Annotated in this window: 12 protein-coding genes and 1 pseudogene; 9 read left to right on the plus strand and 4 right to left on the minus strand. The window is 33.1% G+C overall.

Features of this window, described 5'->3' with window-relative positions; genetic code table 11:
- Positions 1–1,033: 1,033 nt before the first annotated feature.
- From BRLA_RS08675 to BRLA_RS23945, 3 genes are all read left to right on the plus strand, one after another.
- Positions 1,034–2,221: a hypothetical protein gene (locus BRLA_RS08675; RefSeq protein ID WP_003337772.1), complete on the plus strand. Its 1,188-nt coding sequence runs from the start codon at positions 1,034–1,036 to the stop codon at positions 2,219–2,221.
- Position 2,222: 1 nt separating this feature from the next.
- Entirely contained in the window at positions 2,223–2,489 is a 267-nt protein-coding gene (locus tag BRLA_RS08680; RefSeq protein WP_142180028.1) for a hypothetical protein, read from the plus strand.
- 1,421 nt (positions 2,490–3,910) lie between these two features.
- The gene (locus BRLA_RS23945) at positions 3,911–4,063 is read left to right on the plus strand and encodes a hypothetical protein (protein WP_154071883.1); all 153 of its coding nucleotides are present in this window, start codon (positions 3,911–3,913) and stop codon (positions 4,061–4,063) included.
- A 29-nt stretch (positions 4,064–4,092) separates the two neighbouring features.
- Here BRLA_RS23945 and BRLA_RS25230 read toward each other — a convergent pair.
- The 4 genes and pseudogenes from BRLA_RS25230 to BRLA_RS08700 all read right to left on the minus strand — a co-directional run.
- Positions 4,093–4,329: pseudogene (locus BRLA_RS25230) on the minus strand (helix-turn-helix domain-containing protein); the annotation flags it as partial.
- 130 nt (positions 4,330–4,459) lie between these two features.
- Complete coding sequence (locus BRLA_RS08690) at positions 4,460–4,975, minus strand: hypothetical protein (protein ID WP_003337768.1); 516 nt, start codon at positions 4,973–4,975, stop codon at positions 4,460–4,462.
- A gap of 210 nt (positions 4,976–5,185) precedes the next feature.
- Entirely contained in the window at positions 5,186–5,533 is a 348-nt protein-coding gene (locus tag BRLA_RS08695; protein ID WP_003337767.1) for a hypothetical protein, read from the minus strand.
- Positions 5,533–9,465 (minus strand): hypothetical protein, encoded by a 3,933-nt coding sequence (locus tag BRLA_RS08700; protein ID WP_003337766.1) that lies wholly within the window; start codon positions 9,463–9,465, stop codon positions 5,533–5,535. The genes BRLA_RS08695 and BRLA_RS08700 overlap by 1 nt, the downstream gene beginning before the upstream one ends.
- 905 nt (positions 9,466–10,370) lie before the next feature.
- Between BRLA_RS08700 and BRLA_RS08710 the strand changes: the two genes are divergently transcribed.
- From BRLA_RS08710 to BRLA_RS08735, 6 genes are all read left to right on the plus strand, one after another.
- Complete coding sequence (locus BRLA_RS08710; RefSeq protein ID WP_003337763.1) at positions 10,371–11,060, plus strand: hypothetical protein; 690 nt, start codon at positions 10,371–10,373, stop codon at positions 11,058–11,060.
- A gap of 64 nt (positions 11,061–11,124) precedes the next feature.
- Entirely contained in the window at positions 11,125–12,753 is a 1,629-nt protein-coding gene (locus BRLA_RS08715; protein ID WP_041752038.1) for a prenyltransferase/squalene oxidase repeat-containing protein, read from the plus strand.
- A gap of 315 nt (positions 12,754–13,068) precedes the next feature.
- Positions 13,069–13,956 carry a hypothetical protein gene (locus BRLA_RS08720; protein WP_003337759.1) on the plus strand — a complete coding sequence of 296 codons (888 nt, stop codon included), beginning with the start codon at positions 13,069–13,071 and terminating at the stop codon, positions 13,954–13,956.
- Positions 13,949–14,902 carry a hypothetical protein gene (locus BRLA_RS08725; RefSeq protein ID WP_003337758.1) on the plus strand — a complete coding sequence of 318 codons (954 nt, stop codon included), beginning with the start codon at positions 13,949–13,951 and terminating at the stop codon, positions 14,900–14,902. The genes BRLA_RS08720 and BRLA_RS08725 overlap by 8 nt, the downstream gene beginning before the upstream one ends.
- Before the next feature lie 84 nt (positions 14,903–14,986).
- Entirely contained in the window at positions 14,987–15,205 is a 219-nt protein-coding gene (locus BRLA_RS08730; RefSeq protein WP_003337757.1) for a helix-turn-helix domain-containing protein, read from the plus strand.
- A gap of 5 nt (positions 15,206–15,210) precedes the next feature.
- Entirely contained in the window at positions 15,211–16,815 is a 1,605-nt protein-coding gene (locus BRLA_RS08735) for a CpaE/TadZ family protein (RefSeq protein ID WP_119912816.1), read from the plus strand.
- Positions 16,816–17,244: the final 429 nt, after the last annotated feature.

Raw genomic sequence — 17,244 nt, forward strand, 5'->3', positions numbered from 1 at the left:
ATTGTCTGATGGAAATAAAGTATTAAAGTACGTTGATGCGTGTTTCTGAGTTGGAAACCTTAATTACTTTATTTTCAATAGTTATTATTATGCTTTATTACTCTGAAGTTAGTATAGTTTAATGGATACCTTTTAGTTAAATCCTTACAATGAAACCAAGAGGAGATGAGTCCAGATGGACATATGCTTTAATAAATCTTCTCGTAATATCCCTTTACTTCAAAGGAGATCCGTAGCTTTGCCTAGATAAAGGGATGTTACAAGAGTTTGCAAAACGGGAGCTCAATGTGAAATCACTAATAATTCAGCGTATTCTCAATAGCGGTATTGGGGGTAGGTGTAAGGTGTATCTGACCAAGATCTCTATCCGATATAAACGAGGCTTAAACATTCAATATTGTTAGTATTTGATAACAATAGAAATATCCAAAGAAGAAGAAGGAGCGATAAATGCTCCTTCTTTTTTATAAATCGGGATCATTTGAATCAAAGAGAGACCTCTCATCCATCCCGGTACTATATCCCAATAGTAGAATGTACACGTCTTTACACGTTAAATTGTTTAGTTATTAACTTTTTTTGATAAAAGTTGTATGTGTCTTCGTTTCTAACGGTTACCCTTAGCGGAGTGAAGACTGGTTATTTTTATGGGACAGAACTCCTTAACGTTGTATATCCGCGTTTAACTTAACTTCAATGTGACAATCACTGTTATTAAATCAATGGTTGTCACATTGAAATTAAGATAATCACATATTGCTGGTGGTACCCGTATTGAAAACGGTAAGGAATTATTGAAGTTAACCAGAGGGGAAGTAGCAGATAGCATCAAAATAGGATCAAGTTCGATTGTTGAGACCTTTTGCAAACTTGTAAAAAAATAATAGATTTTTTTTAACATATTTAGTACTCAAAGGTACGAGAGGTTAATATCTGAATCTATTAATTTAAGGTACTCACAAGTACGAGTTGATGAGCTTTTTAATTACGTGTAAGATTCTTTTAAACTATTTATGCGAGGAGGGAGACAAAAATGAAGATAATTGAAAGTTTTATTAATCAAGACATTAATACATTGTCTTCAAAAAAAATTGATCTTTGTCTCTCACTCTTTAAATATATTGATTGGGATTGTCATGTCCGTTTTTCGACTATTGAACGTTTGGCATCTGAAATTGGGACCACTGTAAAATATGTAAAAGAAATGATGAATGAACTTAAACGGGATGGTGTACTGTCTTACCACCCTAATAATCCAGATCTAATCCGATTCGAGCTGGCAAGCGATAACCTTGAATGGGAACGCGGGGATCGTTATTGTAAACCGTTTTTCTTTTTCGATAGACCTGAATTTAAAAGACTAAAAGTTAACGCTAAACGTATCATTTTAAAAGCTGCTCTCCAATTATCTATTCAAAGTTTGTCTCAGAATGCGACTGTTGTAATGAAAAAAGAAACATTTTTCTCACGTAAACAATACCATTTGCGTAAATTACCTATTGATAATGAACGCTTTTCCTTATCAATTCGTGAGATAAACGCTAAGCTATTTGGAATTGTGGATGTACAAATACATAAATCTGTTGAGACAAAAAAAGAATTTTTAGTTTTTAACTTTGTTCCAGAAATCCTTACCCAATTTTATACGATCGAACGTGAAAGAAGCCTTCTTAAAGACACTTTTACATGCTACGGTGTAGTAAAAAATCTTTCTCCAGAAACCTACCAAGGAATACTAGCAACCGCTAAAGGTTTTATTCACAGTTTAGTAAAGGAGTCCGAATTTCTACTGTTAAATAAATATTCTATTCGTGCGACTTCTTACTCGAAAGTAGAAGAAGAAATACTTAAACAAAAGCGTACTGTTCGTTATCTGGCTCGCTCCATTTATGACGAAGCAGTACGTTATTTGGCGAGCAGTTTAAACTCACTAGAACTAGAATTAAACACACCTGATGCAATATCAGCCTATTTTCGTGGTATCTTACACAATATTTCCCTTGAAAAAATGACAGAAAACGCCAAGGAAATTGATAGATACCATAGCTTTGCTATGTCTTTTAATTCTCTTCCAGATTTTAAAGAGGGGAAATCAAAATATGAGTATCTAAAAAAGCTTGGCCTTGAAGGATTCACGATAATTGACCAAGAAACTATTTTTTATGCTACAAAGAGGTATCAATTCATTTTTGATCTACTTAATGGAGTTTGTCACAAGTGATTTGAGTCCAAAAATTCCCAAAACCTTAGTCAACTTCTCAGGATACGATATGTTTGATTTGTCAGGTCAAAGAAAAGCTAGCATTTCAAAAGAAGATACTAGAAAAAAGCTTACAGATTTGAGAAATAAGGAGATCAACAAATTAGAAGAGATAGAAAAAGAAGTGAAAGAAGAAAAACATCCTTATCAATTTCATGAAGTTACTCTAAATTTGCTCGAGGCTGCAATAGAGTCTAGTTATGCTCATATTTATAAAAAAGTAAGCTAACTATACTACTACAGCATTGGTCGAAAAGACGAGTGCTTGTTAGGGTTCCCTTCTTTTATTCCTACCTCATTTTCTTAATCCGGAAAGTATCTTTACCTTCAAATCTCACATATTCATTGACCAGAAATCCTTATTTTATAGATATGGATTTTTTTATTTCAGATTTTTGTGCAGATCAAACTGTGAATATGTCAAAAGTCATGTTAGTATGTCATTTATAACCGTGGATTGTTAAGTTATCCTGTGAATCTATTATTTTTTCTGTTTATGCGCAAAAGAATCCCGATAAACCGTTTCACAGCTATCATTGTTTTCTCACTTTATCCTATTGTATTAATTCATTATTTATATTTATTGTTATAATGAATAGCGATAATATATTATGTTTAGAACTACATAAAAATATTCTTACTTATGAACGATGAAAACACCACGTAACACATAAGATCTTTTTATTATGTGTTTTTTTAATGTAGGAGGTACTATATGAAAAAATTTCTTTTATTATTTTTGCTTGTAGGGACAATAGGGGTATATACGCTTTATATAGATTATTTTTCAATGGAGTAATATTTCTGACTTTATAAGACATAATCCTGGAGTTCGCTTTACTCATCTGGGTTTGTAGCTGTCTCGATAGAATTTCTTTCGGTTTATCCGATCCTATAAAGGAGGCTGCTTCATTGTATCTTTCTGCAATAAGAGAATCATAGTAACTCTTCATTATTTCCTCTACCTCATTCTTTATTGAAGAATTTTTTACCTCTTTAGTATTTAATAAATGATAAGTATTATTTCGATTTGCACTTTCTTTCGTGTATAGAAACATTGGGTAATAAAAGAAGATAATATTTTAGAAATTACAAAGCTTGATTACAAAATTACAACGGATGATAGCTCAATTCATATAGGAGCTATTAAAAAACAAGAAGATACGACTGGCCAATATTTAGCTATTTCGCTAGTGAACAAGAGCAATAAACAATATATTAAGGTAGGGGATAAAGAAGTTCCATATGCGATCATTAGGAGCAAACATATACCAGTTCAAAGATTAATGATTCCTCCTAATCAAAGTGCTCAAATATTAATACCGTTTAATGAGAAAGTTACTCCAGATCATCTAGAACTAATGGAATTCTATAGAAGTAAGGCTGAAGGGGTACCGATAAATAAAATAAGCATCTACATATCGTTAGTAGAAGATGATATTAACTTTAATACAAACCAGCTCTCCTATATGGAAGGATTTTGAATTATCTTATCGGAAGGTGTAGCAAGGAGGTGAATTGGATGAAGGCACATAACGGATCAGGTTGGAGTTATGAAAGTTTTCAAGAGTGGAAACTTTGTATAGAACCTGAATGGAGTTATTGGGTGGCTACTACTAAATATCTAAATTAGTCAAGGAGAGGGTACTTATGACAGAACCTGAATGGGTTTTTGATTCAAGTTGGCGTGATGATCCTAGATACCATCTAAGTGAGGACGTACTTATGGCAGAGCCTGATTGGTCGATTCAATACACATGCATTACAAGTGACCCCAGTTGGTCCGATGAACCTGGTTATTAATCCTTTCAAGGCCAACAGCTTGTATAACTCTATTTCTGCCTCAAGGCGCTGTATTTTTTCCGCCTGGGGAAGAGATTTTTCAGAGTCTTCTCTGTTTTTCTTGTTTTCCCCCTACGATCCTCTAAGCCTCTCAATCCATCATCTCTGTATCTTCTAACCCACCTGCGGAACATTCTTAAATCAAGACCGTATGTTTCTCTAATCTCCCTATAAGTAGTCCCTTGCTCAAAACATTCCACTACATGATGTTTGAATTCAAGAGAATACGTCTTTTTAGTGCCTCATAAAAATTCCCCTCCAAGTAAACAGTAAAGGGCTTTCTTCTTACTGTCTACCTAAAGGGGATAATACCAAATAAGATATGGGGGCAATTTAAATCAGGTATACCGTTACATGTTACAATGTGTAATCAATTGAAGAACTCAATTGAAGAACTTCCTCTTCAGAAAGATTTCCGAGTTCAAAAGCTATCATAATCTGATTGGAATCAAAATAAAACGTAAAATGTTCCGAGGATAATGTAGAAGCTACTGCATTTGTATCATCTAAAACTATGGTTAACTTTCCATTAAAAAAGAATGATTGGAAATCAATTGGATCATGAATATATTTGATATTTTTCCAGGCAGAGATATCAAAGACTGGGATGCCAGATTGATCAATATCTTTCTGACTATCTAAGAAAGTGGGACACTCGTAAGATACAGAAGGTAGTAATATTGATGTAATGGAGAGTAATTCACCTGATTCTGAATTAATCCCAATCTCTATAAAAGATTCTTCTGAATCCCCAGTTCTCCAGTATTGAGTAGGAAATACAAATGGAGTTTTCCAGTAAACATTGAACGGTATATAATCATCTAGTACTAGTGTCTCATGTATTATTTCTTGGATTCCTATTTTTGGTAACATATATATCCTCTTTATCTATATTGCAGTTTTATCAGTGATAGCAGTTACATCTGTAAATTCAGGTGACTAGTATCTTTTGAAAGTTAATTCGTTTATCATACATCTCTGAAGTGACTTCTAACCCCAAAATAACATACTTGAATTTAACATATAGTAATATAAAAAAGGACAAAAAGATAGTTAATTCTTTTTGTCCTTTTTAGTTACTTTCTATAATTGGTATGTCTGTCTATTATAGACAATGATTTGCGATTCAAAATCAATCGTTACTGTTTTATTCACTACTTTATCCAGATGCCACCACCATTCCTCAATTGACTCAGAGGAGTTTTCGAAATGATAAATGGCTTTCATATGATTATAAATCTCAGATGAGCGGAAAAATAATAGCTTATCATACTTCAATAAAATTCTTTTTTGCTCTTCTGATAATAAGTCTTTTTTTTGATAAAGATTGCTTCTTACATGAAACCCGTGGAGAAACTCAAAAGCACTTATTAAAACGCTATCGGTAACTGTATCTATATAGGTTTCAATATATTTCTCTAATTGTTTCATTATTTAATCAACTCCTTGATTTTTCCTAGTTTTTTATAACCCTTATCTGGTATTAAATATTTTTTTGTACCGTCGTCTGGTGGAAAAGTTGTTTCCATCATTCCATTTTCACCAATAATTACTATCCATTCCTTATCAGAAAATACATAGTATTTTTGCTCAAAATGTTCAAGGAAATATTCGTAAACTTCATTTTCTGGATTACTCATAATTTCCTTAATCTTATTATTTAAATCTTTTGCTGTTGTTCCTTTAGGCAGATGTCCTTTTTTAATACGTTTGACAACATGTTTTTCAAGTAAATCAATAGATTTCCATACAGGATCTTTAAGCCTGATTTTTTCAACTAGGTTTTTTACAATTTTTTTTGTAAGGGCATCAATTGGATCATTAACCTTATTAAAAGTCTTTATAACTTTTTTTAACAACTTACTTCCCTTGGATAAAATAACAATAGCTTCGGTAGCAACTCCAGAAGTTGCTTCTGTTAAAATAAGGGTGTCACCCATATACAAAATATCATAAATACTGCCGTATTTATCACGGCCTAAACCAGCATCTATTTTTGCATAGTTGAGGATTCTGTTATCTATTTGTCCAACTTCAGAAAAATAACCTGTCCCTTTTGTATATACTTCTACAGCTAATTGACGACTCCATTTATTTAGAACATTTTCATATGCGATTACTGCCATCAATGTTTCAGTATCATATTTCCCAGTAATTTCGCCTTCATAAAAGCTCATTTTCTCCAAGAGCATCTGCATTTCTGAAATTTTAGCCTGTGGAATCGTACTGTTATATTTAGATATCAATAAATCTGCATTAATCTCAGCAGCGGCAATAGAATTATTTACAATAACATCGGCTTCATATTTAAATTGAGGAGCATCCTCAGCAAAAATAGATACCGTGTATCGCCCATTACCTGCATAAGCCCCGAAACCTTCTTGATTTACATTTATAAACCCATCCCAAAGGAAACTGTAGTTTTTATTTGCTTCAAATAACTCATTTTTTTCGTTACGATAAACTAAATATTTCTTTTTCCCATCAACTTTTAAATAAACTTCAAAAATAGTTTTGTTATGTGGACTTAAATATTTCCATTTAAAAGAGACAGGTTGTTTAGAACCAGGCACCGAAACGATAGGAGTAAAGATCGGGGTAGGAGTTAAATCTTTAACAGCAAATTTTCCTTTACTACTTCCAATGCTTCGTTTCGTTCGATACTGAGGTTCTTCAGGATTTAATTGTTGCTTTACAAAATAAACGCCGGGATTTTCGGGTATGAATACAGTATCATCACTGCCAGCTACTATTATTTTTAAAATATCCCCGTTTCCATTTTCAATAGTGGCTATTCCTTTTGGAAGAATAATGTTCAGTTGAGATGATTCAGGTAAAATATATCGATAATAATCAATGTCAAATACTGAACTGAGATCAAAGTCATAAATAGCATTGAGAGTACCCAGTGTTGCATCTTGAGGCGTTGAATCAAAATCCTCTTCAAGAGTAATGCTTCTGCCGGAGTTAGCACCTGTTAGTTGAACATAATAGGTTTGGTTTCCTCTCAAAAGAGCTTCCGCTCTTTTATAATGAGAGGATCCAAGCGTAATGTTTTCGGAACTCTCCGTAATTAATGTAGTTAGCTGAGGATCTTCGTATATTTTGATATCAGTGCTATTAACGTCAATAGAGTCAGTAAACAGGCGATGTAATCCTGATTTGTTTGTTGTAAATTTGTAATAAAGAGTATCGCTATTTTCTTGGTCTAATGTTTGAGATGAATGAAGCTCAAGCGTATTGTATGTTGGGAGCATACTGGCTGCTTCAGTAATAAGTTCAGTCGGTCCATAGAATGTAATTGGTTCCTCGCTTAAAAGGGTGATCGTTACACGACTATGGGCTGGTAACGCTGTATTGTTAATATAGCCTTCATATTCTTGCGTTCTGCCATCCTTTAAATAACGTTTGTAGTTGTATTTTGATTTTTCGCGTATCCCAAATGATTTAAGTAACGTATCATGATCAGTGTTATTATAGAGAGTTATGCTTTCACCTTGATGTAAAAGTTTATAGGTGAGAGCTTCCTTCTTAGAATAACGCATGGAAAAGTTATCTTTATTGTAAATGAATGTAGCTGGGTTTTTAGAAATACTAGTAAATACGATTTTTTCGTTTCGTAATACCGTTTTTTCTTTTGAATTTGTTCCAACAACCGAACCCCAAAGATACGAAAATGCATCACTTCTAATCGAACCATCAGACTTGTACTTAGCCATATGAACTAGGTTGTCATCCTTTTTAGAAGTATCTGTCCGGATTTTTTCTGCTTTATCAGAGATATTAACAAATTCAATTGTTTCTCCTTCATGCAACGCAACACGTTCAAGAGCTGGTTCAGCGCTATCTGTAGAAGATAAATATCTATAATGGCTGTAAATGGTAATTGGGTTATCTGATACATTACTAATTAAAGCTCTACCATTAGGTGATAATTTTGGAGGGATTGATGTATTCACAAACTCTCTGACAAAATTACCTTCGTCATCATAAATTTTATAATCAAATTTATCAGAGGAAGAAACTCGGATTTCTTTCAGACTTAATGGAAAGTCACTCAAATTATCAAAATAATAACTGTCACCCTTTTGCAATACTTGCTCATAAAAAGGAGGATCAGATTCATCCTCATTGCGGAACTGAAGGGGATGGTAGATGAATGTTACAGGCTCACTTGTTGACGGTGATACTACAATTGTTTCACCAGGACTTATTGAAGTGTTTGTTGTATGTTTTAGATTAAGAAGACCGGGTTCTCCATTACTTTTGTATTTTACATACTTAAAAGGTTTTTTAGATGAAGCATTCGTTTGCAAATGAATTAACTTATTACTTATATTGGTAAGAGTCAACGATTCATCCAAAGCTAACTCTGTTCTGTTCAATGCCGGGGTATCACTATGTCCACCTGTTGTTAAATCAAATGGGGCTAAAAATCTAATAGAATCACCCGAAATTGTGGTTACAACAGCTTTTTCACCCGGTTTTAAAAGAACCCCACCTGCCTGAGATCCAGACCCCTGAGCTACTAAAGCTTTGATTAAATTATCATCAGAGTCATAAAGAGAAAAATCATATTTAGGAGAGGGACTTTTCGTTTCTCCTCTAGCTTTCACATAAAATTTGAAATCTGAAGTATTTGTAAATGTATAGCTTTCGTTTCCTTCTAATTCAACAGTCCTCAAGGCAGGGGTGTTAGGAAATGAGACTTTTACCTCTGTAGGGTATGTAAAGGTTACCGGCTCATCAGTAATAACTGTAGCGATCATTTTACCTTTTATAGATTTTCCACCTTGAGCATTTTCAAAAAACTCAACAGGTGCACCCTTAGTGTCATACTTTATATAGTGATAAAGATTATTTTTAGAGCTTTTTGCATTACTTGATATTGATATAGCTGTATCACTTTCAAATACAATTGTTTCTCCTTTATGTACAGTTACTTCCTCTTTTACTGCTGCGATTGCACGTTTGTTACGCTTCTTAAAATCATCAACATTAGCTTCTGTTTCTTCTAGTTCTTCTATTTTTTCTACTTCTTCTAAAACAGTACTATCTTTATTTGTATCACTTATATTGTTTTCCGGTTCCTTTTCAATAGAATCAGTTATATTTCTGGAGACTTGCTCCTTTAATTCTATATCCTCGCTACTTTCAGATGATTCAGTGGGGAAAACAATAGGTGTGTCATCAGGGGAATTATCTTCTTCAGAACCCTGATGTAAGTCCGTAGACTCTTTTTGTGCTTCAGATTTGCTGATGGTTGAAAGTTCATCTGAAGCAGCAAATGCTTGAAACGGTGTTAAAATGGTTTGACTAACTAAGCTGAGTAAAATTACAAATGTAACTAGTCTAAAATTCACTTTCCAAGTTATATAATCACGAATTTTATAATCAATAATATCCAGTAGTTTTTAATCGATATAAAAATTCTTTGCTAAAACTACCACCCATTTACAGGGGATTTTTAATTTAGGGTATATTGTTGATATTGGAGGATAGAAGAAAACCGTTATTCGTTTGAAAATGTAGTGATCCTTCAATGGCCGTCCTTTACAATGTTGTATAAATTGCCAAAAAGCCCCTTTCTATAAGAGAGAGGCTGGTAACAACTCTTAAAAAATACTAATTGTTAGACTATAACAAAGCATGTTCTACCATTACTTTTGAGGTAAGTAGATGATACTTACCTACTGCCCCCTGTAGGTACCTAAATAATACAATCACCTGGGAGGAGAGTATCTTTCGAGATTTAAGAGCATATTAAACCTCTTATTTATTCCGTTCTATTAAGTCATTATAACTATCTTGTAGCTCTTGTAATTGTTTAGATAGTTTTTCATTAAATTTTTCCTGTTTTTTCTGAAATATTAGAGTTTTGATTACAAAAACTATTATAAAACCATAAAAAATTATAAGAATTAACAGGTCCAAGTATGAATTGCCATAAAAATTTAACAATGATTTCTCCCTCCAAATTTGAGTATTAAAGTGAACCAATTTCATAATTGGCTTGGTAGTTTAATAAACCAGCGAATATTAAAATCAAAAATGAAAAGTCCCAGCAGAAAAAATGTTAGTGCTGCTTTGATTTATAATACAATTAAAAGTATAAATTACTGGAAAAGTCAATTCAAGGAATAAATAAAAATTATTCAATTAAAATATGGTGAATTTTCAATATATTCATAAATAAGTTTACATATGCTTCACACTTCGTTATACTACAGGTGCAACAAAACAAATTTGGAAAGGATTGGTTCAATTTATGAAAAGAAATAGCCTACTTTGTTTAGCAACAGGATTATTCTTAGCATCTATTATCACACCTGTATATGCAGAGGACACAAATGAGCCAGTTATAAAACAAAGAAACGAAAGCGGTTATACAATTACCTCTGCAGGGGGTAACGGAGATAAGAGTCTTGATCCAGAATATTCCCAAAATACTAGAAAGAAAAGATCTTTACAAAGCTATACAATGAAAAGAGGTCAGTATAGAGACTTTAATGATGAGACTCTAAAAAGGTATGGAAATGCAGAATTAAAAACTGAATCCGGTATTGATCTTGATTATACTGATACTAGTGCAAGCGTAGATTATTTAGTTCTAAATGGTTATACAAAAGCATTCTGGTATGGAGACAAGCCACAATCCAATGCAGATAGAATCACTGTATTACCTAGTCAATCTATTACAGCCTCTGGTACTGTATTTGGCGTAAGTATTCCACCATCAGTAAGTTGGAACGCTGGCAAAGAATCAGGTACATTTACATGGCCATCTGAATACGACACAGATGCTTATAGATTAACTTATAACTGGGATAAGATAACGTGTAAAGCAGTAGGAACAGCTAGATTTACTGGAGTAACCGTTAACGATATTTCAAATTTCAAATTTGGCAGTACGATTACTAGCGTTACAAATACAATTGATGTAACAATTAATAAATAATATGAAAATAGGCGAGAGTTTGTTCTCGCTTATTTTTCATTAAAAAGATCAAGGAGTGAACTATTTGAAAAGATTAGTAAGTTTATTACTCAGTATATTTTTTTGTTTAATATTTTCTGCTTGTTCTAATGAAGAGAAAGTTTCCGGTTTAATCTGGAAAGAGAATTCCGTACAAAAATTATTAGACTCAAAAAATTTAGATGGTGGATTTACCTATTTCAAAACCGAAAGACCAATCTCAATTTACGAAACCCGGTATGCGATTGAACTTTTTAAAGAAGCTAATCAAAAATTACCGAGGGAAAAAGAGTTAAAGAGTTATATGAGAGGATTGCAGTTGGAAAATATCAAGATTTTAAGTGAAAATGATTTACTAAATCTTAAATACATAATTGATATTTCGGATATGCTGCAACTAGATTTTGACCAAAAGTTTAAGGAAAGCGTCATAGAAAATTTGTTAACTCTCAAAATTGGAAATGGTATGTATGCTTTTTCGCCTAACGATAGTTTGTTGGATATAATATCAACAACTGAATTAGTTGTTGAATGTTTAAATAAAATTCAATATTCATTCGATACTGTTCCACTTTCAAAAAGTATAATAGATATCTTAGAAAAAGAGAAGATAGAAAAAATTAACACCAAATTCAAACCGACTTTATACAATAGTGCTTTAAATATACTTCATAATATTAATTACAAAGATATCGAAGAATTACATTCGATAAAAAAAATAAAAAACACTCTAACATCTCAGAAAATGATTGTACCTATTTCTAGAGTAGAATTATATAATGTCATCGCAATATCGAAAATGAACAATTTATTAAAAATAGAAAATCATATCCAACCAGAATTTAAACAATATCTAGAAAGTATTCGACTTAAAGATGGAGGTTTCAATTTTCTTACGGATGATTTGTCTGATTTACAAGCAACTCTTGAGATTAATAGAATCTACAAAGATGTAAAATTTTTAGAGGAAATTTTACAATACACAAAAAAATTTCAAAAAGATTCAGGAGGCTTTTCAGTACGTAGTATCGTAAAAAATTCTAATACACTACCTACAATTTTGGGATATAAAATACTAAATAATTTAGGTTACGATGACTTAGAGAGTTTTAAAAAATATTTAAACGATCATAAAAAGGATTTAAATTGGAAGAATGTTTACCAAATTGTAGATATCAGCAAGGAAATGAATTATAAGCCAATTATTCCTGAGTATAACGAATGGAATATTGATTTACTTTATAAACTAGTTCTTACAGAGGCAACAGAAAGTGAGAAAGAGTTAATAAACAAAGAACTGAAAGAAAGTTCTAAAGAATTTTGGACTAAAAAAGATGTTGAAGAGACGTTTTTAATTACAAAAGCGAAAAATAATTCCTTATTAAACATTGAATATAAAGTAGAAGATATTAAGTACTGGGCTTTATCATCACAAAACAATGATGGTGGATTTTCTACAAAAGGTAATGATTCAGACCTTATAGAAACATATTTCTACTTGCAAATTCTTAAGGAATTAGATATTGAACCTAACAACAAAGAATCTATTGCTAAATATATATTTAGTCTTCGAGTACCTAGTGGGGGATACACTTTTCAAAAAGGGGGAAATGCTTCTTTACAAGCAACTTATTATTCAATAGAGAGTTTGAAACTTCTCAATATAACAGAGTAAAAATGTTAATTAACGATTTCTTCAATGTAGACCATTTACTAGATTATTCTCATTTATATTTCTCTAGATTAATGGAAAATCAAAGCAGCATAAAGAAGATTTCTTTCTATGTATAAAAGGAATTTCAGTCTAGAAATTTCATAGAACTTATTGTCTTTGTTGTTTTAATAACTTATACTATTTACAAACATATAATTACCAACAGTAATGCTCAATTGGAAAAACCAAGAGCACACAAGATTATTCTTGTGTGCTCTTTTTTGTTTTTCAAGATGTAAGGTCATAAAACTATAAATGTTGAGGTGGATATTTTTTATGAGTGAGCAAAATATTTTTTGGACGAATGATCCGTTAGAATTTGTAAAACAAGCAAAAAAGAGCAAAGAGGTATTACAAGCTGTCGTTTGGAAAATTGAAACAAAAGATATCCCATTAAGACAAGAAGGAGAAACGAAAATTGAACGAAGAGAAATTGTTCACTTAGACCTTGGCGGTGTTAAGGCGACTTGCTCAGATGAAGAGTTTTCTGAACATGATTTTATTTCATTGAAGGGATTCGTTGGGCATACCGTTAACGTTATTGTTTTAGATGTAATTCAAGGTGATTCTCCAGATGAATTTATTGTAATTGTTTCTCGTAAAAAAGCAGAAACCATTCTAGCTGAAGAAATAAAAGAAAAGTTACAAGAAGGCGCGGTATTAAAAGGTACCATGAGCGGGTACAACGTAAACAATAATACGTTATTTATTAATATAGGAGGTATCGACGCTTTTTGTTATTTGGAGGATTGGGACTACGTTCGAATTCCTGATATTAGAGATGCAGGTACCATTGGAGAACCTGTAACAGTTATGGTAAAAAAGGTTCTTCAGGATCCATTCATTATCCGTGTATCTAGGAAAGATGCCATGAAAGATCCTTGGGAGAACGCATCCGTAGATTATAAAGAGGGTACATCAGTTTTAGGCGTCATTTCAAATGTAGATGCTAAATATGGTATCTTTGTAAAACTTAAAAGAGGGGTTATTATTCTAGCTACCATTCCTAATAAATCGGGGTTACCAAAACCTTTGCCTGGTCAAACCGTAAGTGGGGTAATAAAAACGATTAATGAGCAAGAGAGAAGAGGAAAAATGATCATAACAGGGTATCCACATGGGGTAGTAAAAAGAGCAAACCCTGGCTCCTACTTATATGAATAATATGGTTCACTCTCTCCCACAGATAAAGACATTCAGGGATACTAGTGGAAAGATCCCGTTTTGGGATGATCCTAGTGTTACGGGCGGTATTGATCGACCGGCAAATTATCAACCTAGAACCGATATGATGGCGATTGTATCAGACTTTTATCACGGGCGTTTTTTGGAAGAGGACGAATTAATTCTTACCCTCATTCGGGATTCTGTTGTGATAAATGAGAATCAGCTCAGGCGACTTTTGAAGGGGAAGCTTACTTCATCTCGAATCTCCACCAGGATTCGGTATATGTCTGTTTTCGGTGTAACAGATCAATGGAAATTACGCAGCAGACAAGAAGATGCCTCCTTACCACCGGCCCCATGGAGTGTCGGAATAGCTGGATTCCTTTATCTTAAACATAGGTATCCCGACTTTGTGTTCCATCCAGCTCGTTTACTTGAATTAGGAACAAAAGCACTTCAACGATACATAGCATTAAACGAGTTACGTACACAAATGTACGAATATCAGGTGCTTAGGGGATGGAAGTGGCATGGTGTGATTGATAGTAACCCCAAATTAGGAAAACCTCTTGCGATTGGTGAAATCAAAGGCCCCAAAGGTAATATTTTACTTGTTACGGAACGACTACAACAAAGTCAAAATTATATGGAGCATATATCGTCTAGGCTTAGGAATTGGAATACTGTTTTTGTTGAAAATAACAATGCGTTACCTATTATGGATTTTGATAGGCTGCCAGCAGTTGTTCTCCTGTCTGTTTCAACCATTTCTTTTGCACAAGAGGTTGCTAGTAGACTTCATATAGATGGGTTAAAGTTACCTGTTTGGTTCATTATTGATGAATTACTATTTACGAAAGAGCTACCTCAAGCAATCTTAGGGTTAAAGGAAGAGACATTACATCCGATTGGTCTAAATTGGCTAGTAAAACGCGAGACATAGACCTTTCCTTTATTACCTCATTCCAAACTATGAAGAAGGGAGGAATGAGGTTTTTTACTATAATAAACAACTGGAGGATTTACTTTGGAATCATTGACTTGGTTGGATCAATTGGAACCCTCGAACGAGGCAGAATGGTTAGTGCTAGCCAGAAAGAAATTAGGTTTAACACAAGGTGAGTTATCGATTAAAACAAAATATAGTGCCATCACTATTTCTAAAATTGAGAATGGAAAATCAAGTATGACTCCTTATTTTAAGCAGCAAATGTCAGTTCTATTAAAAGAAAAAGAAGTAATATAGCGAAAATGAAGAGAAAGTTACCATTAAAAGCTGTAATTGGAGTCAAATTAGAAAGTCATAGGACAAAATTTGTTGAAATGTATGGAAGATTTAGTGAAATAGTAATAGAAGAAGCATCCTATGAAGGTTTTATAGAGGCTTTTCGTAACTCTGATAAAGACATTGATCTATTTTATGTAGCAGAGGATATTTTTTACCCTTTTTTTGAAGGCAAGAAAGAAGAAGTTAGAGATTACTTTCGAAAAACAATAATAGAAATCAATAAGAAATTCCCACATTCGCTTATCCATATACATATACACAACGATAGTATAGGATCATATCCAGAATTGTTCGAGCTGGGGACTGTATTTGAAAGCCATTTTAGAAATAAAAGCACTCTTCATGATCAGCAAATCATAGATCGACTGCAGCGCGTATTTCATATACCACTGGAAGAATTTCAGAAGAAAAAATCTAAAAAGGAAATATACAATAAAAATATCGATTTTTTTCAACAAACCAATACTGGTCATTATGATAAAATGCCTAATGAGCAAATTGAGTTACTATCCTGTGCTGATGAACGGGTAAGAACAGAAAATGAACAAACGTTCATTCCTGTACAAGTTGATGAGAAACAACAGCCTAAAGAAAATAATCATGAAAATGATGAGCGGCCTATCAAAAAAGTAAATGTCTATGATGATCTGGAGCAGGAAAAAAAGGAGAGTATTAAGCAACTGATTCAATATGCTGTTGCAGCACAAGAAAGCCATGTTCGAAGGAAACAGTCATTGATAAGTACGATCCATCATAAAACCATAGCAGTCGTGAGCCTTTATAATCGGGCAGGGTCCTCATTTGTGGTTAACAACTTAGCTATTGCATTGGGACAATTTGATCTACCCGTGGGTGTGTTAGAAGGAATTCAACCAATGCCTAAACTCTATACTTTTCTTGGTGGTAAGGAAAAAGAACCACCTTTCTGGAAGTGTTGGTATCATGAAGTTAAAAGTACGAGAAAAGTATGTAAGTATTTGGACCGAGAGTATATCCTTCCTCTTATCCACAAAGATATAAATTGGTTTTTTGAGAATGTAAATTGGATTCCATTCATTCCTCTATCCGATAATAAAGAGTATGCTCTTGGTGTTGCCGAATCTTTAACTCTATACTATACGGCTGATGAGTTGCCCTTGTTATTCGTTGACCTCTCTCATGACTTAGATTCTGGGTTTTCTAAACTTGTTCTAGAGGAAGCTGACGAGGTATGGATTGTGCTCGAACCAGACTTAATTCAGTTAGGATTTATGGGTGAAAGACTGAAGCAGATTTCTAAATTAGCCAAGACAAATAACCTATTTACGAATATCAATAAAAGTCATCCTTACATAGAACTAAAGAATTTAAAACATCAATTACAAAAGTTTGAGCAATACCTTGATCCAGAACCACTTTCTATCATCCCGTTTTCAGTGGAGTTTTTAAAAGGCGGTAATCCTTTTTCATATCTAGATAAAACTACAAAAGAAATTCTAATTAAATCGTTACTTCCTTTAATTAAAAGGATGGGAAAAGAACAGGATGGAGATAAATATGAGGGAAAAAGAAAAGAAAACTCTTTTTAATAGGTTTAGAAGCCGACTATAATAGGGCCTCTGGGGAGTATTAGGTGTCAACTTCGTGCTAATCGAAACACTCCGATGGCAGGCTTTACATCCCATAGTGCGACCAGTTAATAAGGTGTATGTAGAGTTTGAAAGTTATTGGTTGTTGATTATACATCATTATTTTTTACTTGAAGTAGGAAGGCAGAAAGTAAAAGGAGGTTAAGAAATAATATAGTCAAATGAATAACTTTACTCATTTTTAGACTATCTTATTTCGCAAATAGCGAAGTGTGTATTTACAAGCTTAGACTTATATAGTATTCTATAAATGCAGCAAAGCGTTGATAGATTGATAATCTCAACGGGTCATCATCCCACCAACTGGAGTGTACATTACACTCGAGGAATACGATAATGGTATTCTACGTTTTAAGGGCCGCATGTAGT

This window comes from Brevibacillus laterosporus LMG 15441 (assembly GCF_000219535.2).
GTDB classification, from domain to species: domain Bacteria; phylum Bacillota; class Bacilli; order Brevibacillales; family Brevibacillaceae; genus Brevibacillus_B; species Brevibacillus_B halotolerans.